Origin of the sequence: Paucilactobacillus suebicus DSM 5007 = KCTC 3549 (assembly GCF_001434475.1) — a bacterium.
GTDB lineage: Bacteria > Bacillota > Bacilli > Lactobacillales > Lactobacillaceae > Paucilactobacillus > Paucilactobacillus suebicus.
Map to the genome: position 1 here is coordinate 1 of NZ_AZGF01000039.1, position 19,074 is coordinate 19,074.

The window sequence follows — 19,074 nt, forward strand, 5'->3', positions numbered from 1 at the left end:
TCTTCACGATTTCGGTGACTTCATCATGACCGTCTGTTGTGGTGGTTGTGGTGCCACCATCTGGATCATTGGTAACAGTTGTAGTAAAGACTTCTTTTGTCGTGACTTGATAACTTAATGTTGTGGCCTCATTTGATTCGTCCGTTGCGGCCGCATTAACCGCTGTCGCAATATGACTATTCAACTCAGCCGCATCACTTGATCCATCACTGTAACTAGCCGTGTAACCATTGGTTACATCAACTCCAACCGTCTCCAGATTATCGCTCGTTGTCCAGTCAGTTTCATTCGAGTATGCGCCGGTCACATCATCTTTGGTGGCTGTTCGGGTGTAATGAATTGTTTGATCACCATTACTAATTGTTACATGGTTATCACCATTTACTTGAATCGTGACATCTTTATGCGTTTCATCATAATCTTGTGTTCCAGTCGTTGTGTTATCTGGTGTAATATCTGTTGTCGCATGCACTAAGTTTACAGTTATATTATCACTATCATCAGCTGTAAATTTGTAGTCCACTGTACTACTTTGATTATTTGCCAATGCATAACCATCGGGCACAACTACGTTGTAAGTTCCGGTTCCATCAACGTTCCCAGTCAAACTTGTATCTGAAGTCGTGACTTCAACTGAATTGTCAGGGTCCGTAATATCTTCGTAAGTTACTTTTAATGTTGCTTCATCTGCACTAGTTGTGACTTGATAACTTAATGCTGTCGCATCATTTGATTCATCCGCTGCGGCCGCATTAACCGCTGTCGCAATATGACTATTCAACTCAGCTGCATTACTTGATCCATCACTGTAACTAGCCGTGTAACCATTGGTTACATCAACTCCAACCGTCTCCAGATTATCGTTCGTTGTCCAGTCAGTTTCATTCGAGTATGCGCCGGTCACATCATCTTTTGTGGCTGTTCGAGTGTAATGAATTGTTTGATCACCATTACTAATTGTTGCATGGGCATCACCAGTTACTTGAATCGTGACATCTTTATGCGTTTCATCATAATCTGGTGTTCCAGTCGTTGTGTCATCTGGTGTAATATCTGTTGTCGCATGCACTAATTCCACGGTTATGTCATCACTATCATCAGTTGTAAACTGATAGTCCACAGTGTCACTTTGACCAGGTGCTAATGCATAACCATCAGGTACATCAACCTCATAAGTTCCAGTTGCGTTAATTACACCTGTCAATGGAATAGTTTGAACTACCTTTTTGCTGTTATCATTATCCACATAAGTAACAGTTAAATCGGCTTTAACACTGACGTAGGTGACTGTCCTAATAATATTAAGTGCATTTTCATCAGTACGACTAAAACTTGCTAAGGTAATATTTGAATTAAATCCCTTATTTTTATCTGCACGTGTATCCGGGCCATCCAAGGCCGTAACAGACCAGCTATAGCCACCATCAGTATTAATAACTAGTCCACTATCATCAGCTTTTTCAGTAGTCTCATCAATTGATGAAAATATAACCGTTGATTGGTTACTTATGTTATTTTCAAAAGCCTTACCAGTATAAGAATTTGCGGTTTTCTCGTCGGTCCAATCACTATATGTTACCCCACCATCATCATTTACCTCAGCTATTCTATACAAAGTCGTCGTTGCAACCAATACATCAGGAGTACCATCAGCAACACCATCTCCAGCATAATGTACATATTCGTTCACAACACGGCTTAAAGTAAGATTATTTGGATTATATTCTGGTGTAAATGTATCTGCAGTGTAGTTTATGTTACGAACAACCAAATCCTTTTCATCGATATTAACTAGATCAATGATTGTGACATCATTATTAGTGTTTGTGGTAACAACACCAATTGTAGTACCGGTTACACTCTTCGAATACCCCGCTTCATCCGCATATGCACTAATCTTGTTACCATTGCTCAGAGTTGCCTGGGTTGTATCATCAATGGCGTCAAATACTGTTTCATTTCCAGTACTGATACCATTTGAATTAGTCGTCCAATCCGAATAAGCAACTGCTTCAACATTTTGGGTACCATCTTCATCATAGCTATAAGTTACTGTAACCGTACGATACAGATTAACACTTTCAACTGTTGCTGTTTGATCGTCGTATTGGCCACCCTCATAACTAATTTGTTCAGTCACAGTTTTTTCAAGCTCATAAATACTACTGTTATCATCCCCAGGTGCGATTGTATCTGAATTTTTGTAGTATGTGACAGTAACCGTTTCATTATCGATATTATCAACTGGACTATCGGTACTAAATTCTTCTGCCGTAACTTCATCTTTATCTGCTGTATAGCCATTTACCACAGGAGTTTCTTCAAGTGGATAAGTATTCTGACCATTTTGAGCGACATACGTTACATCATTAGTCACTTGATCTGTAGTTTTTGTCCATTCAACTGTATTAGTTTTCTCAGTAGTTGTTTGACTACCATCTGCAAATACATAATTAATCGTTCTTGTGGTACTTACATTCTCAGACTTTTTGTCATGAACTAAATCAATCTCAATGACAAAGTTAGAAGCTTTTAAATCTGTGTAATTCCAGTCAACTGAATCAGCATCACTACCATTGGCCAGCACAAATCCAGCTGGTATGTCCAGATTTAGGCTTCCAGACGATCCACCTACTTTAATAGAAGAATTATTCTTTGAAGCTTTATTCTTAGAATCTGTTGTTGCGTTTGGATCAACGTCAACATAGGTCACACTCACAGTAATTGCATTAATAACCAAAAGTCCACCAATAATGGCACTGGCTGTACTTAAATTAGTATCATCCCAATTAACTGATGAAGATGTCTTCTTGAGTTGATCTTCTACATAAGCTAGTCCGGCTGCAGTTAGTGTGAAATCATCGTTATATGATCCTTCATCAAAATCAGTCGCATTATCGCTAAATTCAAATAGATTATTGTTACTGCTATCCACTAACGGAAGAACCACACTATAATCATTACTATCTCCAGTTAGTGCGACATTAACTGTTAACCCATTATCAGAACCATAGTTATTAGTAATTTCATTCCATGTATCCGTCTCGTTTCCTGCATAGTCTGCTGCAATTTGACCGCCAATTGTGACAGTTGCCTGTTGCTGACCAATTATAAGTGTCCCACCTGGCATGACATCAGCTAACGTAGTATTGCCCCAGCTAATATCCTTATTTTTATTAGTTAATTGATCCTTTACGTAAGCTATACCAGCATCAGTTAAAACAAATTCACCGTCAAACGTTCCGACACCAAAATTAGTGGCTGTACTGATAAATTCAAATAGGTTATTACCTGAATTGTCCTGTAATGGCAGTTCAACGTTGTATTCAACATTATCTACACTGACAGTAAATTTAAGTTCATTTGTTTGCCCATAATTACTGATAATTTCCTGCCAAGTATCGGTCTCATTACCAGTATAATTTTCTGTAATTTGACCACTCAAAACTCCAGTAGCATCTTGTTTTTGAATTTCAAGTGATCCACCAATCACGCTACCTGCGTTTGTGTCACTTAATGTAGTTGCATTCCAATCAATTGAACCATTTGAAGATTCAAGCTGACTTTCAATGTAAGCCACCCCTGCATCCGTTAACACAAATTCATCATTATATGAACCTGCATCAAAATTTTCCGCGTTGTCGCTAAACTCAAATAACTCGTTACCGTTTTCATCTTTAAGAGGAATCTGGACAGTATATGGAGTATTATCTCCATCTAATGAAATTGTTGCTGTCAATACATTACCAGTAGCATAATCGCTTTCAATTGCTGACCAAGTATCACTTTCACTACCCGCATATGTGGATTCAAGTTGACCAGAAAGATCTACAGTTGCAACTTGTTTTTCGATTACCAAAGTACCACCGACAATGACTGTGTCACCTATCAAAAGACTCTGAAGTGAATCAGAATTGGCATCACTCAATTTATCATCTTGCAATAAATCAGCTAATATAGCGGTTTTAGTGGCCTTTGTTAACTGGAATGCATCAGTATATGATCCCGCGTTGCCAGATGTCACATTATCAGTATCTAAACTAAAGTCACCGGAAGCTAGTTCATATGTGTAGTCTGAACCATCATCATTAACACCTTGCAAAGTCAATGTTAAATCTCCAGTTTCGTAACCGTTTTCAATCGCTGATTCTGTTGGAACACTTCCTGTATACGGTACTGTGATTGTTCCTGAAATTGACTCCGAAACATCGGTTGGTGTTGTGGTAGTTGTACCACCATCGCCAGGGTCAGTTGTTGTACCTGAATCATCCTCAACTATTAGTGTTGCTTCGCCATTAATATATTCATAAGTATCAGGATTAAAGTATTCTAGTTCAACTGTATATGTGCCTGGTGTTGAGGTACTTAGTTCTGAATAGTTTGGAGACGTGATTGAAGAAATAGCAATAGAAGAACCGTCATCCTTTTTTGCGCTTTCAATGAATGAAGCGAGTGACGGAACACTGTCTCCAACTTTTACAGTTTGGGTATTTCCAACAATTTCTGCATTAGATTTCTCATAAACATAGTCAATGGATACCGATGCTAAACCAGCTTTCCCCATATCATCACCAAAATACTGAAGCATTCCTTTTAGTGTTGATAAATCGTAACCAGATGTATCCAAATTTTTACCACCGGCAAGCAGTGCAATGGCTGCACTAACAATGTTATTACCTGCCGAAATAGCTTCGGCGGCCTGAATTAACGAGTATCCACCGTCTGGTTCTCCACCCAATGGATATACAGTCGGAGTGCCAAACCCCCAATCCATTGTAAATTCAGAATTCTCTAAATCAAGTTGATAGCCTTCAATATATACCGGTTCTTGCATAGCATCTCCAAAGCCAGCTTGATTTTGACCACTGGTGAATACTTGACTCGATGCAAGTTCCTTGCCCGATTCATCTTTATAAGTATATTGAATAGAACCGCTCGTAGAGGCTGCTAAAGCACGAGTCACTTCCACCGATCCATCTGCATTAATATTAACTACTTTTTGAACTCCAGCAGCACTAGAATCAGTCAAACTTGATACTGTGCTAGCAACGTTATTTGCCGAGCCTCCAGTACTATTAACGTTTGTACTCAAACTATTCGTGTTTGCTATTGGTTCTTCACTAACTGCACCACTTTCACTAGAAGTAGCAACCGCATTGGCCGAAGTTGAAGTACTTGATGGAGTGCTTTCAAAAGCTGAGTTACCTAATCCAGAATTTACCGCAGATGTATTTAAAATTGTATCTGTATTCGCACTGGTACCAGCAGTGACGGCGGAATTTGATGCAGAAGTCGTTGATGTTGCCGAAGTAGCCTCTGTACTATCTGAATTGCCCGCACTAGACGCACTGGTACTAGAACTCAGTGAAACAGCTGATCCACTACTATTTAAATTACTGTTGTTAGCAGATTTTGCTGCACTACTATCAGTAGTGGTGTCAGCAAATCCTGTTCCAGCCGAGAATGCTACCCCCATACCAAATGTGATCATCGAAATAGCCGAATATACCCAGAATTTACCGACCTTGTACATCTTATAATGTTCTTTTATATCTCCTGTATCGTGTTGCAACTCCCGAACTTTTTTGTTGCTCATGATTAATTCCTCCTCAATAAATTAATACATTGAAACATGTCATATATAGTTAATGTACTGATACATTTTCATATAAAGCATCCACCCCAAATTAAAAATTACAATATATTAAATGGATTGATGTACCAAACAGCAACTATATTTACCTAACCGCTTTCATTCTAAACTAATCTTTCCATAAATTCATCGTACAAAAGGGCATATTAGCATACCCTTTTAGGCACTTATCTATTAATGCCCTTTATTTTTATTTATCAATTGTTAAATAATATAAAATTAATAGTAATTACCCTATAATTTTATAATTTCATAATGGATAGCCTTCGCTACCGCTTGAGTTCTAGATGATACCTTCAGTACCGTATAGATATTTGTCAAATGACTTTTAATTGTTCTTTCACTGAGATGAAAACTATTTGCAATTTCTGAATTACGTGCACCACTAGCAATTTCTTTAATAATGCCAATATCGTCACGACCAAGTTCACTGATTACTTCATGAGCAGCAATCGAATCCTTGATTAACTCTGGACTTACGGTAATCTCACCCTGTAATGCTTCATTTATCGATTTAAAAAGTTCATCTTCATCAGTATTTTTTAGCAAGAATCCATTAACATTTAATTTCATCGCCGCATTAAAGTCGTTTAAATCCTCGTATGAAGTTAAAACTATCGTGCAAATATTAGCGAATTTTTTTTTGATGCTTTTTAATGCTGTTATGCCATCCATGATAGGCATCTTTATATCGAGTAAAATTACTTCCACATCATTATGCTGTTCTAAAAAATCTAATGCCTCTTGTCCATTTCTTGCTTCTTCGACTACTTCAAATGCTAAATTTGTTTTAAATGCAGTTCTCAATCCTAATCTGTAAATCGGTTGATCGTCTACAATCATAACTTTTACCATGCGGCACGCCCCCAAGCCCATCTGATGTCATGCTTTTGCTCCATAACCTATTAGTTTTCCCCTAACTATCAGTTTATGTGATTATCCCACCTTTCAATCTTAAAAAAACAAAAAAGGTCTCAACGGAAAGAACCGATAGAGGCCAAATATAATCTCATAACTTATATTTACACACCGTAAAAATTAAAAAGATGTGACAGGGAAATGAAAAAAATGGAGTTAACCTTTCAACAATACCCTGTGTTAGCCTCGATTCTATACCCTTATTACTATTTTGAATTATACACGGCTTAAATATTGAATTTTCTCAAGGTGTATAAACGTAATATAATAGAAATATTTCAATTATGTACATATGGGCTATAAATTATTGATATACACATTATTAAATTAGTTCATTGCTAATCCTTACAGTATCTTCTTAAAATATTTGCAGTAATGCTACGAAAGCGAAACTGGGGGACATGAATTACCTTGTAATTTAAAAAATTTCTCTTTTTAAATTTTTTTCAAATAGAATATCATTCTGAACAATTATTGACGTGTACACTATTTTGCTATGACCATTTTCAAGAGTGAAAATTGACTGCTTACATTTACAAAAATATTGTTTATTTTTAAAGAAAATTTATTTATAATTATAAAAGTAATGACTTATATGAAGTGAGTCAACTAAGTTGCTAAATTATTAAGCAACTTCAAAAAGTTAAAATACTGGCACTAACTGAATTTAATAGTAGTACATTATTCGCAAAATTGTCTTTCTCTAGATGATTCACTCATAAATTAATTAATAAGTTCTCCGAAGTAAGGTACATGACAAATTCTTATTTGCTAGAAGTATCTGATTACGACGAAGGCGAAAAAATGTAAACAAATATTATTGCAACAAACGTTGATAGAGATATTTCCGAAGATAAGCAAAATAAATATCAAGTTAAAAGGGTATTATTTTTTTGGAACGAGGAATATCTTTCATATTTGCATAATTGCACAAATATTTAAAAATTTAGTGTAAATTCAAAATATGAAGACTTTAAAAGACGAAATGCGGGGAGTTGATTGAAATGAGTTTGTCTGAGGTAATAATAAAAATGTACATGCATAAACCGAATCATTTTTGACATTTACTCAAAAAGTCTTAGATATAAAGGTCAAAAAATTTGGCAATCCAAAAAAGTATCGAATGTATCTATGCACTATGATGATCAATATATTTCAACAGCGAGGAGAAAAAAATAATGAACAATATAGATGTACAAAAAGATTGGAGAGCGGTCATACCTTCATTATTGTGGAGTTGGATACTCGCTTGGATTCCATCAATCATAATTGCAATTAATATTTATCTAACAAAATACGAATTGCAATCTAACGGAACGCTCCTGCATAAAAGTGGTGTAATTAGGCAACGATATACAAATATAGATTTATATCGTGTTAAAAATGCTTCCGCTGAAATTAATCTCATTTCGGGTGGTAAATTAATTTTGACAAACAGTGATGGTTCAATACAAGTCCTTCCGTATATTAAGAATGCTGATCAAATTGCAAATGTGATTAGAGGACTTGTTAATGAACAACGTAAAGAACAAGGCGTCTCACTAATTGAAATGCTATAAAATCCATGTCCAAATCTGATCGACATTAAAAGCTGAAAAATATCGGGGGAATATTTATGTCTAAGAAGATCAAAGGCGATGACGGTAAGACCTATGTGCAAAAGAAGCCATTCTACAAACGAATTTGGTTTTGGATACTTGTAATTATCATTGTCATCGGTGTCGGATCACAAATGGGAGGATCAGGAACTAGTAGCAAGTCAGACACTTCAGGATCAAATTCATCAAGTTCAACAGGCTCAAGTAAAAAAGCAAGCGGGATTACAAAAGCCAAATTTGACGCAATTAATCTATCAGAATCAAACGGATCTACTTTGGAAGACATTAAAAGCTCATTCGGGAAAAAGCCAGATTCAACGTCAACACAAACTATCCAAAATGTTAAATCTGACGTTGACACCTGGGATGGTGTGAATGGCGGAGATATCACTTCAAATATTGCGATTGGTTTTTCTAATGGTCATGCCATAACAAAAGCAATTACAGGATTAAAAGTAAATCGTTCCAGTAAGATTACTCTTGATCAGTTCAACGCCATTACAAATGGGACTTCACAGTCAGATGTGCAAAAACAATTAGGAAAGCCTAACGGCTATGACTATACTGACATTGCGGGCACAACATCAGATATTTGGGAATATACTTCTGGTGTTAAAGGCAACGCTGGAGCAAACTTCAACATTACGTTCACCAATGGTGTAGTTTCTGGAAAAACGCAAAGCAGTATGGAATAAATTCTCACAATAAAAAAAGAGCTATATCCCCTCACCGTCCAAAGTTTGGAATATAACTCGTCGACAAACACGCAAATTCATGCAGTGCTTTTCGTATACTCATTTTACGTTATAAAGTACTGCCTTTCAAGCCAACGAAGGGCTTGATTAATATGGCAAGTATAAAAAAACGAGGAAATTTATGGCAAGTTCATGTTAGTTATACAGATAAATTTGGAAAACATCGAACTAAATCAAAAAGTGGCTTTAAAACTAAACGTGAAGCACAGGTTTATGCTGCAGATATGCAGACACAGTCCTTTAATGGAGAAATCACCGTGAACAACTCAACATTTTTTCAGTTTATTTTCGTGATTGGTATCATATAAAGAACCATCGATATCTAAACAAACAAAAATGACTCATGAAAGTACGATTAACGTATTAGATAAGTACTTTTCTAGTACTCCAATTGGTGCAATCTCACGACATGACTATCAAACGTTCATAAAGCAATATGACGCTACTCATTATAAAGCCACTATTAATAAACGCTCATGTTCGTGCCTGTATACATAGTGTTATATATGATGACGTAATAAAAAAATATTTTACAGAAAATGTCACGAAATATATGATCCAGATAAAACATGAAAAATTGAATATATGCTTATTAACGAGATCAACAAACTAAGCGACTATTTGATAAACGATTTGAACTATCATTACACATAATGATATATGATATTAGTTGCCATTTATATTGGACTGCGACTTGGTCACGTGGATATGACCATAACGATTCGCACCTATTCATATCTAATAAACAATTAAAAAGTTCTTGGTGATAATCAACTTGAGTCGGTACTAAACAAGATTGGAACTAGCACTAAAAACAATGATACCAGTGCATTATCTTCTCAGAATAGTGTGCAAAAAGTGTACAAACACATATGACTTTTTTAACCCGTTATACAAAAATAAGAACCCTGCTAAACGTTGATTTAACAGGATTCTTATTTTTTGAATCTACTTTTAACCGTACTAATAAGCGAGTGACGGGAATCGGACCCGCGACACAAGCTTGGGAAGCTTGGATTTTACCACTAAACTACACTCGCAATGCACCAATAAGTATAGCATAGCGGCTCAAATATGTGAATGACATTTTATTACCAGTTACGAAACGCACGACCATTCTTGCCAAAATCTTTACGATAAAGAATAAAACCAAATGCGGCCGTAATCACATCAGCAATTGGTTGTGACACAATTACACCCTGATATCCAAGAATGTTGGCCACGATAAAAATGACAATCGCAAAGACGACACCTTGTCGAGATATCGACATAGCAAAAGCGTCCAATGGCTGGTTAACAGATTGAAACATGGTTGTGAATACCAACGAAATTCCAATAAATGGCGTCGTTAGTAAGAACCAGCGCAACATATAACTTGCTGCATCAACAACACCCTGATCTTTCATAAATAAGCCACACAGCCATGGTGCAATCGCAATCAATCCTAAAGCAATGATAAATGCAAATCCTGCATTCACTAAAATATCAAATTGAATAATTTTTTTGAGTCGCTCACGGTTCTTGGCGCCATAGTTATATCCGATCAAGGCTTGCGATCCAAAACAAAAACCGACAAGAACCATCGTGACAATTGTTTCAACTTTAGTTGCTATCCCAAATCCAGCCACTTTATTAGCTCCATAAACAATTAAGAAATTGTTCATTAGAGCAGTTCCAAGCATCGTCATAAAGTTGGTTACCGACGCTGGAATTCCAATCATTAACACATCTTTAATTTCGATTCCTGGTATCCTCATCTTATGGATATGAATATGAATATACCTTGCACGGTGGATCGTGTAAGCAATTAAAATCGAATCAGTCACTAAGTATCCAACCACAGTTGCTAAAGCGGCTCCGGCAGCCCCTAAGTGGAATCCAAAAATAAATAGTGGGTCTAAAAATATTTTTAAAATTGTTCCTGACGCTGTCCCAATCATTGATTCTGTTGCTAACCCTTCAGTTCTTAAAGTATTGATTGGAACTAAGGATACAATAATTAGTATGACTGCTGCGGCCATGATCTCATAATAAATAGCTGCGTATTGATATGTAGCGGTTGTAACACCTAGCAGGCCAAGCACTTGTTGTTTAAAGACAAATAATAACGCTGTGACGATCGCGGCCAAAATTAGTGCTCCGTAAAAACAAAAGCTATTAACCTTACCGGCTAAGTCATACTTTCTTTGCCCTAACAGTCGTGAAATTGCTGAACTACCGCCTAAACCAAACATATCACCCAGCGCGATCATCATTGAGAATAGCGGTGTACATAAAGTTATGCCGGCTACTAGGTTAGCATTTTGTGTTTGTGCAACAAAGAAAGTATCAGTTAAGTTATAAATCATCGAAACCACAGTTCCCAAGACTACTGGTAACGCTAATTTAAAATATGCTTTTGGAATTGGTGCTTTTTCGAACAGTTCTAAAATTCTATCATCCCCCGTAACATTACACGATAAACATTATACTACCACAGTTAAGATGATAAATTGTAGGTACAAATTTAAAATTTCGATGATGCTCCATTTTATGAACTCATATCTTCCTGCTCAATTTTAAAGCAGAAAAACACCAACAGAACTGCTAAAATAACCACCCAAACAAATGAAAAATGGGCGCCGTCCATGTATTTCAACCATTTCACATTGCTGTCGCTCATGTTCGATCCAACGATCAAAAACGTTGTTGCAATAGAAACGGATAATGCACCTAATATTTGTTGAAAAGTATTCATAATTGTACTGCCATCGTTTGAATCTGCCCCGCTTAAGGCACCCAATCCATAACTTTGCGCAGGCGATAGCAATAATCCTGAGCCACCCATCAACAATATATCTGTAATAATCACATAAACTAGTGAAGATTCTGCCGTAATTTTTAACAGCATAATTGCACCAATCAATGTAATTAACGCCCCAATACGAACCAACCTTTTCGCCCCAAATGAGTCATAAAGATGTCCAGAAAACATTGATACAAAAGCATTAACTAATCCAGCTGGTAATAAAATAACACCTGCTGTAATCGTTGAAAATTTTAGTCCACTTTGAAGCATCTGCGGCATGATATACATGGCAGCCATTACTGTTGCGAAGTTCAAACTGACAATGATTGCGGAAATCGCATATTTTCGATACTTAAAGATTTTAAAATTTAAAATTGGATTTCTTAGTTTAAGCTGACGTCTGACATATATGTAAACAAATATAATTGAAACTATCAGTAGTAGATAAAGGCTAATTTTTTCAAAGCCAAAATTACTAAACATTCCGACGGATGTTATTAGGAAACCAAAACCAGTAATGGAAAAAATAACGGATATTGTGTCAACTTTAGGCTTAGTTTGCTTAATTACATTGGGCACAGTCCTGATAATTAAAATCAGTGACACAATCGAAATTGGCACAAAAATGATAAAAATCCATCGCCAAGACAGATAATTGATAATGACCCCGGCTAGTGAAGGCCCAATAGCTGGAGCAAAATTCATCACTACGGCGATTATGCCCATCGCTGTCCCAATTTTGTTTTTCTTGTACACCAGTAGTGTAATAGAAAATAACAATGGCATAAACAGGCCAGTACTAACTCCCTGAATTGTTCTGCCAATTAACAGCAATGTCATATTTGGCGCAAAAGCGGCAATAATTGCACCCATTATAAAGACCACTGAAGCAAATGTTAAAATTGATTTTGCACTCACCCACCTAGATATCAGTGTTGTCATTGGCAGAACGATTCCGATGACCATTGTGTAACCCAAAATCAACCACTGTGTTTGACCAGAACTTACGTGAAAACTCTCGCCAATCTGTGGTAAGGCAATATTTAATGCTGTTTCAGAAAAAAGGCCTAAAAAATTTATTACTAACACACCCAAAATAACCAAAAATGGGTTGTTTACCTGCTCTTTACTCATTTAAACACCCCTTTATCCGTTAATCTTCACCTAAAACGTTAATGATTTTACCAGCCATTTTTTTAAATTGGGTAATTTCTTCATCGCTCAACGCCTGATAAAATTTTTCCTCTGAATTTTGGACAAATTTGTCAATATTTTCCACGTAGCTATTACTTTTATCAGTCAAAACGATTTGTTTGAAACGACGATCCTTAGTCGCCGATGGAACTAAATCAACCAACCGCTTATACTGCATGCGTTTAATCACTTCACTCACTGTGGCTTTTTTAAAGCTAAATGCATTCTGAATGTCGATTTGAAATACCTCTTTGTTACGATTCTCGTTCAAATAATTCAATACCCAGATTTGAGTCGCGGATAAATTCTCAATACTCGAATTTTTTAAATGCCGCTCCATATTTTGAGTCACCAATGTTCCCATTTGCTTCAGTTCAAATCCAACTGTATTCTCAACTTGCATAACCATCCTCCTAATATAGTTCGTGTACGAACTATGCCTGTATCATAGCATCAAAATATTAAAAGTGCAAAAAAAAGAGTTTGTCAATCCTGGCTGAAGGATCTACAAACTCTTTTCTCAAAGTTATAAAATTTTTCAAAGACAATTATGCCGTTTCTTTAATTCGTCCAACAAACAGTGACCCTGCTGCAAAGACGACTCCTGCTAAAAGAATCATCCCTGGCATTGATTTGCCGATTAACGGGAAGATCGCAAAACTGGCCACCGATGCAATAATTTGCGGTAAGCAAATGCTGCAGTTGAACAATCCAAGATAGGCACCTTCATGCTTTCCACCAAGTGCGGTAGTGAGAAGCGCGAACGGGACTGAATTCATCGTAATCCAACCAATCCCAATTAAACAAAATGACACAATCAGCAACAGTTTAATGTGAATTAAGAAAACTGAAGCAAATCCGATACCACCAAGAATCAAACCCAGTCGGTACATCATCTTACGTTGATTAGGCTTAGTCTTGGCCAAGAACATCCCCCAGATCACGGCTGCAATTGCTTGGACCGCCGACAACACACCGAACCAGTTACCAGCGGCCTGATAACCTGCCGTTGATGGATCAGCAACATGCCAAACATTTTGGGCAACGGCACCAGTACCATAAGTCCATAAATACTGGAACGCAAACCAGCAAAACATTTGTACCAGTGAAATCTGCCAAAATGCCTTTGGTGCGTCTTTCAGCAATTCAACAAATCCAACTTTTTCTTGATTATCAGTTTCTTGAACGCCATGGTAGCGTGCATAGTCCGTGGGATTGTACTCACGAACCTTAATGATAGTAAAAATACTAGTCAACAGTAGTACGGCAGCACCAATATAAAACGTCCAGATAACTGAATGCGGCAAGGTCCCTTTTTTAGCAACGTTAGAAACACCCATGATGGTCATCACAAATGGTAATAACGTCGCCAAAATGGCTCCCATATTAGAAAAAATTTGTTGCCATGACCAGGCAAAGTCCTTCTGGTCCTCGTTAACCATATCACCGACAATCATCTTGAACGGCTGCATACAGACGTTCGATGATAGATCCATGAATAAGACGGCAATGGCGCCAAACCATAGTGCAGCTAGTGAGGCATAACCAAATCCAAATGACCCTGCATTTGGCAACAGCACTAGCACAAGTGCGGCGATTGGTGCTCCTACCAGTAGATACGGCATTCGCCGACCAAATCGTGTCCACGTTAAATCTGAATATTTACCAACTAATGGTTGCACAATCATTCCCATTAATGGTGGCAAAATGAAGAAGAAGCCTAATTTGGTTGGATCCGCTCCGATTGTTTGAAAGATTCTTCCCATCTGTGAACTCTGCAATGAAAACGCCATGTTTACTCCAAAAAAACCGAAAGTCATTGCAAATAACGTGCTGATCGGCAACGTTGGTAATCCAGCCTTTTTGGGTGTATCAACAACTTGATCCTTTTTATTTCCCTTTTGCGTTACTTCCACGATCGTCATCCCCTAAAATTGATAAACTTTTGCTTCGTATGGTCTCAATTCATCATTCTTGTCGTCGTCATAATTTGAAATGATAATTTTTTTGGCGTCTGGCAACTCGTAATGCCTTTCTAACTGCTTATCGGAAAAATTAATAATGATAAATAGTGTTGTATCATTATTCTTTCTCGTATAAACAAACACGTCTTGATCCTGATCATTACCTGGTAAAACTCCGAATTTACCATTAGTGATAACGGGTAATTCATGACGTAATTTGATTAACTTTTGATAGTAATAGAAAACAGAGTCTGGATCTGCGAGCGCATTCTCAACATTGATATCAGGATAATTGGCATTCACCTTTAACCATGGTTGATGAGTACTGAAGCCGGCATTCTGACTATCATTCCATTGCATTGGTGTCCTGGCATTATCACGTGAATGAAATGCGATGTACTTCATCATCGTCTCCGCGTCGATGAGTTTTCCATCAGTCACCAATTGCTTAAATATATTGATAGTTTCCAAATCTTGATAGTCAGATAAACTTTGGAAATGGGCGTTAGTCATACCAATTTCTTCACCCTCATAAATGTAAGGGGTCCCTTGCATAAAATGAAGCATGGTCCCGAGCATCTTGGCTGACTTAACCCGATATTTAGGATCATCATTGCCAAATCTAGAAACAGCTCTTGGTTGATCATGATTATTCCAGTAGAGTGAATTCCAGGCTTTGCCACCGAGTTTAGTCTGCCAATTAGACAAGCTACTTCGAATTTCACTCAGCGTGACGTGCCGATCATCCCACTTGCCAAATGCCGGGTTAGCATTTCCATCCAGAGAAACATGTTCAAATTGAAACACCATATTAAGCTCAGTTTGACTTAAATTGGCATATTGTTTCGCATCATCAATAGTAGCGCCAGGCGTTTCTCCGACCGTTACTAAGTCATGCTTGTCCATGACGTTTTGATGCATTTCCCGCAAAAACTCATGAACTCGATGCCCATTTGCCACTAACGGTTCAACATTGGCATATGGCTCACCATCATTCAGCTCGCCATCGACGTACTTCTCAGGTTTTGAGATAAGATTAATAACATCCATTCTAAAGCCATCGACACCTTTATCAGCCCACCAGTTCATGATGTCATAAACAGAATGTCGTAGTTTAGGATTTCCCCAGTTTAAATCAGGTTGCTTCGTTGCAAATAAATGCAGATAATACTGTCCTGATTGCTCGTCATACTGCCAAGCTGGTCCAGAGAAATATGATCCCCAGTTAGTGGGAGCATGACCATCGACTGGATCCCTCCAAATATAATAATCACGATATGGATTATCTGGTCCCTTACGACTTTCTTCAAACCATTTATTTTCATCGGACGAATGGTTAACTACCAAATCCATCATGATCTTCAAACCAAGTTCATGTGCTTTATCAAGTAGTTCCTGGAAATCATCAAGTGACCCGAAATCCGGGTGAATTGCTTGGTAATCACTAATATCATAGCCATTATCCACGTTAGGCGACTTATAAATTGGATTGAGCCAAATAATGTCGGCACCTAGTTTTTTGATGTAATCAAGACGCGAAATAATCCCGCGGAGATCACCAATGCCGTCATCATTGCTATCCTGAAAGCTGCGAGGATAAATTTGATAAACAACAGCATTCTGCCACCAGTATTGATCAGTTTGTTTCATGGCAAAGCTTCCTTTCCTATGTTTTACGCAAACGTTTGAGTAGTTGCGTATTTTTTTATCGGTAACTGTTAATTACCGATAAATATTGCGGTTTACGCAAACGTTTGAGCTGAATTGCAAAAATAATCAGCGATTATAGTAACCGCTTACATTTGATATTATAGATGGCTTACCTTTTATTGTCAATTACTGATATAATTTATTTTAGAATCACAACGGAGGCTAATTTATGGCAACTATTAAAGATATTGCTAAGCAGGCTGGAGTCACCCCCTCAACCGTTTCACGAGTGTTGAACCATGCTGGTGGATACAACGAAGCAACTAAAATAAAGGTTGAGAAAATTGCCGCATCCCTACACTATCAAAAAAATGAATATGCATCTAATTTGGTAGGGAAAAAATCAAATTTAATTGGAGTCATTATTACTGATTCAAAAAGTAGTTTTGCCTCCCCAATTATTGATAGCGTTGAAGACTCCGCATATCAAAATGGCATTCGCATTCTACTTGCTCACTGTGGTCAAAATGACCCCCAACGGCTGCGATTCTGTTTAGATTTAATGGCTGGACAAAAAGTTACGGGCATCATATCGGTGGCCGTCCAATTTGATAATGATAATCTAAATTATTTAAATTCAATGCAAATCCCGCTAATTTCACTAAACGTATCTGTGCCTGACCATGGATCGATTAAAATAGATGATGTTCAAGCGGCTTACGATGGTACCAAATTTTTAATCGAATCAGGGTATCAGAAAACAGCACTAGTCGGCGTTGATTCCAACGATCCACAAACCGGATTGCAACGAATCACAGGTTATCGAAACGCTATGAATGACGCAAACATACCTGTAAATAATGATTATATTGTCGAAGGTGACTTCTCATTCGATGCTGGTTTTAAAGCAGCTAGTAAGTTGCTCGCCAGCAGTAATCCACCCCGCGCTATTTTTGCGGCCAGTGATGACGCTGCTGCAGGCGTATTATCTTACGCGTATGATCACAACATTAAAATACCAGCGGAGCTAGCAGTTCTAGGGTTTGATAACTCACATGTTGCACAGATTGTCACGCCAGCACTAACAACTATCAATCAGCCATTTGCGAAAATGGGGCAATTGGCAGTTCAGAAAATTATTAATAAAGAATTTAACGAAGATAGTATCGTCAAATACCAGATTTTGAAGCGTCAATCGGTATAAAAAATCACTCGTCCTCCAAGACGGGTGATTTTTGCCATAATTTAGACTGTTGCTGAGTAAATTATTGCTCTTTATTTTGATTCTGCCTTGGCACCCTTGTCAACGTAATGAAGCGATCCAATCTGTCCTTGAACGGTAAAGTGACCGTTCTTGTACACTAACTTCGTTACGGCAGCGTTCTTTAGTGGTGCGCCGGTATATTTCTTGGTGTTCAAAGTCGATAGGTATTCGTTAATCGACATACCGGAACTAACTACTAACACATTACCACCACCATCTTTTGATGTATCCTTGGCAATTGTCTTTAATTCCTTAGTCATTCGAGTTTGAACTTGTTTGGAACTTTCGGCTCGGTCACTCTTTACTAGCTTAGTATTCTGAGAATTTTCTTGATCAAGCTTGTAGTAAGCATCCTGTAGCTTATTCCAGTAATCTTTGCCAGTTTGCTTCATAAATTCATCACCGTTAGAGTAGCCATAAACTCCAGCGATCTTGTTGTTATCAGCCTGGATACTGTCACCTTCGAAGCTACCGTAACCACCTTCACGCAAATTCTTAGTTGTGTGAATTTTAACCTTAGAATTACCTGAATGATCAAGTGCGTGATCAGCAGTAACTTCTTGTCTAGTTAAATTACCGGTGTAGGCGCTCTTAAAGTGGGTACCCTTCAATCCATAGCCCAAATCATTGGCGACCGAAACACCATTTTTGGTTAGTGGAAAATCACTGAAACCTTGTACCTTACTCATGACATTCGCTGTTGTTTCACCATGCCGAGTCAGGTAAATTGTGACCGTCTTATTCGAGCTAGCTTGTGCAGGTGCCTGACTACTAAAAATAACTCCACCAGCCAGTAAACCAGCAAATGCTGTAACAACTTTGATTCCAAAATGCTTTTTAACAGTATTTTGCATATCCAAATACTCCCCTTTTGTTAAAAATAGAACATCTCAGCAACAATCTAAATGTAAGCGTTTTATGTTTGTGTGTCAATCTTTTTTTGCTAAAAAGTAAATCCTTTTACTTACTGTTATATTAGTAATTCATATAATGGATTGATTGTTAATATGCTGAAATATCATTATTAATTATTTATGGAGTATTGATTATGGTAATTGAAATTTTGTAATTTGTTTAACAAATATATTAAAAAAAGCGTCTCTTTTGGGACGCTCGATTTTGTGCTCCATAATACTGAAGCCTAACGTATAAGGGCGCTACACACATCAATTGTCAAAGACCGATCGTTTATTTTTTCTTGCAGTTACGTGCTCCACAACACTGAAGCCTAACGTATAAGAGAGCTACACACATCAATTGTGGTTCTACAATATTTGGTACTGATAGATT

12 protein-coding genes and 1 tRNA gene are annotated in these 19,074 nt (G+C 37.4%); 4 read left to right on the forward strand and 9 right to left on the reverse strand.

Annotated elements, in window-relative coordinates:
- Together FD16_RS11090 and FD16_RS11095 are read right to left on the reverse strand one after the other, a co-directional pair.
- Window positions 1-5,596, reverse strand: a 5,596-nt coding sequence (locus tag FD16_RS11090; protein WP_156403254.1) for a mucin-binding protein, incomplete at its 3' end; no start/stop codon positions are given.
- A 291-nt stretch (window positions 5,597-5,887) separates the two neighbouring features.
- On the reverse strand, window positions 5,888-6,508 hold the full coding sequence (locus FD16_RS11095) for a response regulator transcription factor (protein WP_010623163.1): 621 nt from the start codon (window positions 6,506-6,508) through the stop codon (window positions 5,888-5,890).
- Between the two features lie 1,241 nt (window positions 6,509-7,749).
- On the opposite strand from FD16_RS11095, the gene FD16_RS11100 reads away from it, so the two are divergent.
- From FD16_RS11100 to FD16_RS11110, 3 genes are all read left to right on the forward strand, one after another.
- A complete protein-coding gene (locus FD16_RS11100) occupies window positions 7,750-8,130 on the forward strand; it encodes a PH domain-containing protein (protein WP_010623162.1) in 381 nt (126 codons plus the stop codon).
- Between the two features lie 56 nt (window positions 8,131-8,186).
- On the forward strand, window positions 8,187-8,864 hold the full coding sequence (locus FD16_RS11105; protein WP_010623161.1) for a DUF3862 domain-containing protein: 678 nt from the start codon (window positions 8,187-8,189) through the stop codon (window positions 8,862-8,864).
- A 152-nt stretch (window positions 8,865-9,016) separates the two neighbouring features.
- Window positions 9,017-9,232 (forward strand): Arm DNA-binding domain-containing protein, encoded by a 216-nt coding sequence (locus FD16_RS11110; protein WP_010623160.1) that lies wholly within the window; start codon window positions 9,017-9,019, stop codon window positions 9,230-9,232.
- A gap of 661 nt (window positions 9,233-9,893) precedes the next feature.
- On the opposite strand, the gene FD16_RS11115 is transcribed toward FD16_RS11110, so the two are convergent.
- From FD16_RS11115 to FD16_RS11140, 6 genes are all read right to left on the reverse strand, one after another.
- Window positions 9,894-9,964: transfer RNA gene (locus tag FD16_RS11115), tRNA-Gly, on the reverse strand.
- 51 nt (window positions 9,965-10,015) lie between these two features.
- Window positions 10,016-11,356, reverse strand: a complete 1,341-nt coding sequence (locus tag FD16_RS11120; RefSeq protein WP_029508449.1) for an MATE family efflux transporter — start codon at window positions 11,354-11,356, stop codon at window positions 10,016-10,018.
- A gap of 98 nt (window positions 11,357-11,454) precedes the next feature.
- Window positions 11,455-12,846: an MFS transporter gene (locus tag FD16_RS11125; protein WP_010623158.1), complete on the reverse strand. Its 1,392-nt coding sequence runs from the start codon at window positions 12,844-12,846 to the stop codon at window positions 11,455-11,457.
- 19 nt (window positions 12,847-12,865) lie between these two features.
- Window positions 12,866-13,309: a MarR family winged helix-turn-helix transcriptional regulator gene (locus FD16_RS11130; RefSeq protein ID WP_010623157.1), complete on the reverse strand. Its 444-nt coding sequence runs from the start codon at window positions 13,307-13,309 to the stop codon at window positions 12,866-12,868.
- Window positions 13,310-13,454: 145 nt separating this feature from the next.
- On the reverse strand, window positions 13,455-14,726 hold the full coding sequence (locus FD16_RS11135; RefSeq protein WP_235804814.1) for an SLC45 family MFS transporter: 1,272 nt from the start codon (window positions 14,724-14,726) through the stop codon (window positions 13,455-13,457).
- Window positions 14,727-14,834: 108 nt separating this feature from the next.
- Window positions 14,835-16,520 carry an alpha-glucosidase gene (locus FD16_RS11140; RefSeq protein WP_010623155.1) on the reverse strand — a complete coding sequence of 562 codons (1,686 nt, stop codon included), beginning with the start codon at window positions 16,518-16,520 and terminating at the stop codon, window positions 14,835-14,837.
- A 229-nt stretch (window positions 16,521-16,749) separates the two neighbouring features.
- On the opposite strand from FD16_RS11140, the gene FD16_RS11145 reads away from it, so the two are divergent.
- The gene (locus tag FD16_RS11145) at window positions 16,750-17,724 is read left to right on the forward strand and encodes a LacI family DNA-binding transcriptional regulator (RefSeq protein WP_010623154.1); all 975 of its coding nucleotides are present in this window, start codon (window positions 16,750-16,752) and stop codon (window positions 17,722-17,724) included.
- A gap of 71 nt (window positions 17,725-17,795) precedes the next feature.
- On the opposite strand, the gene FD16_RS11150 is transcribed toward FD16_RS11145, so the two are convergent.
- Window positions 17,796-18,638 carry a histidine phosphatase family protein gene (locus tag FD16_RS11150; RefSeq protein WP_010623153.1) on the reverse strand — a complete coding sequence of 281 codons (843 nt, stop codon included), beginning with the start codon at window positions 18,636-18,638 and terminating at the stop codon, window positions 17,796-17,798.
- Between the last annotated feature and the right edge of the window lie 436 nt (window positions 18,639-19,074).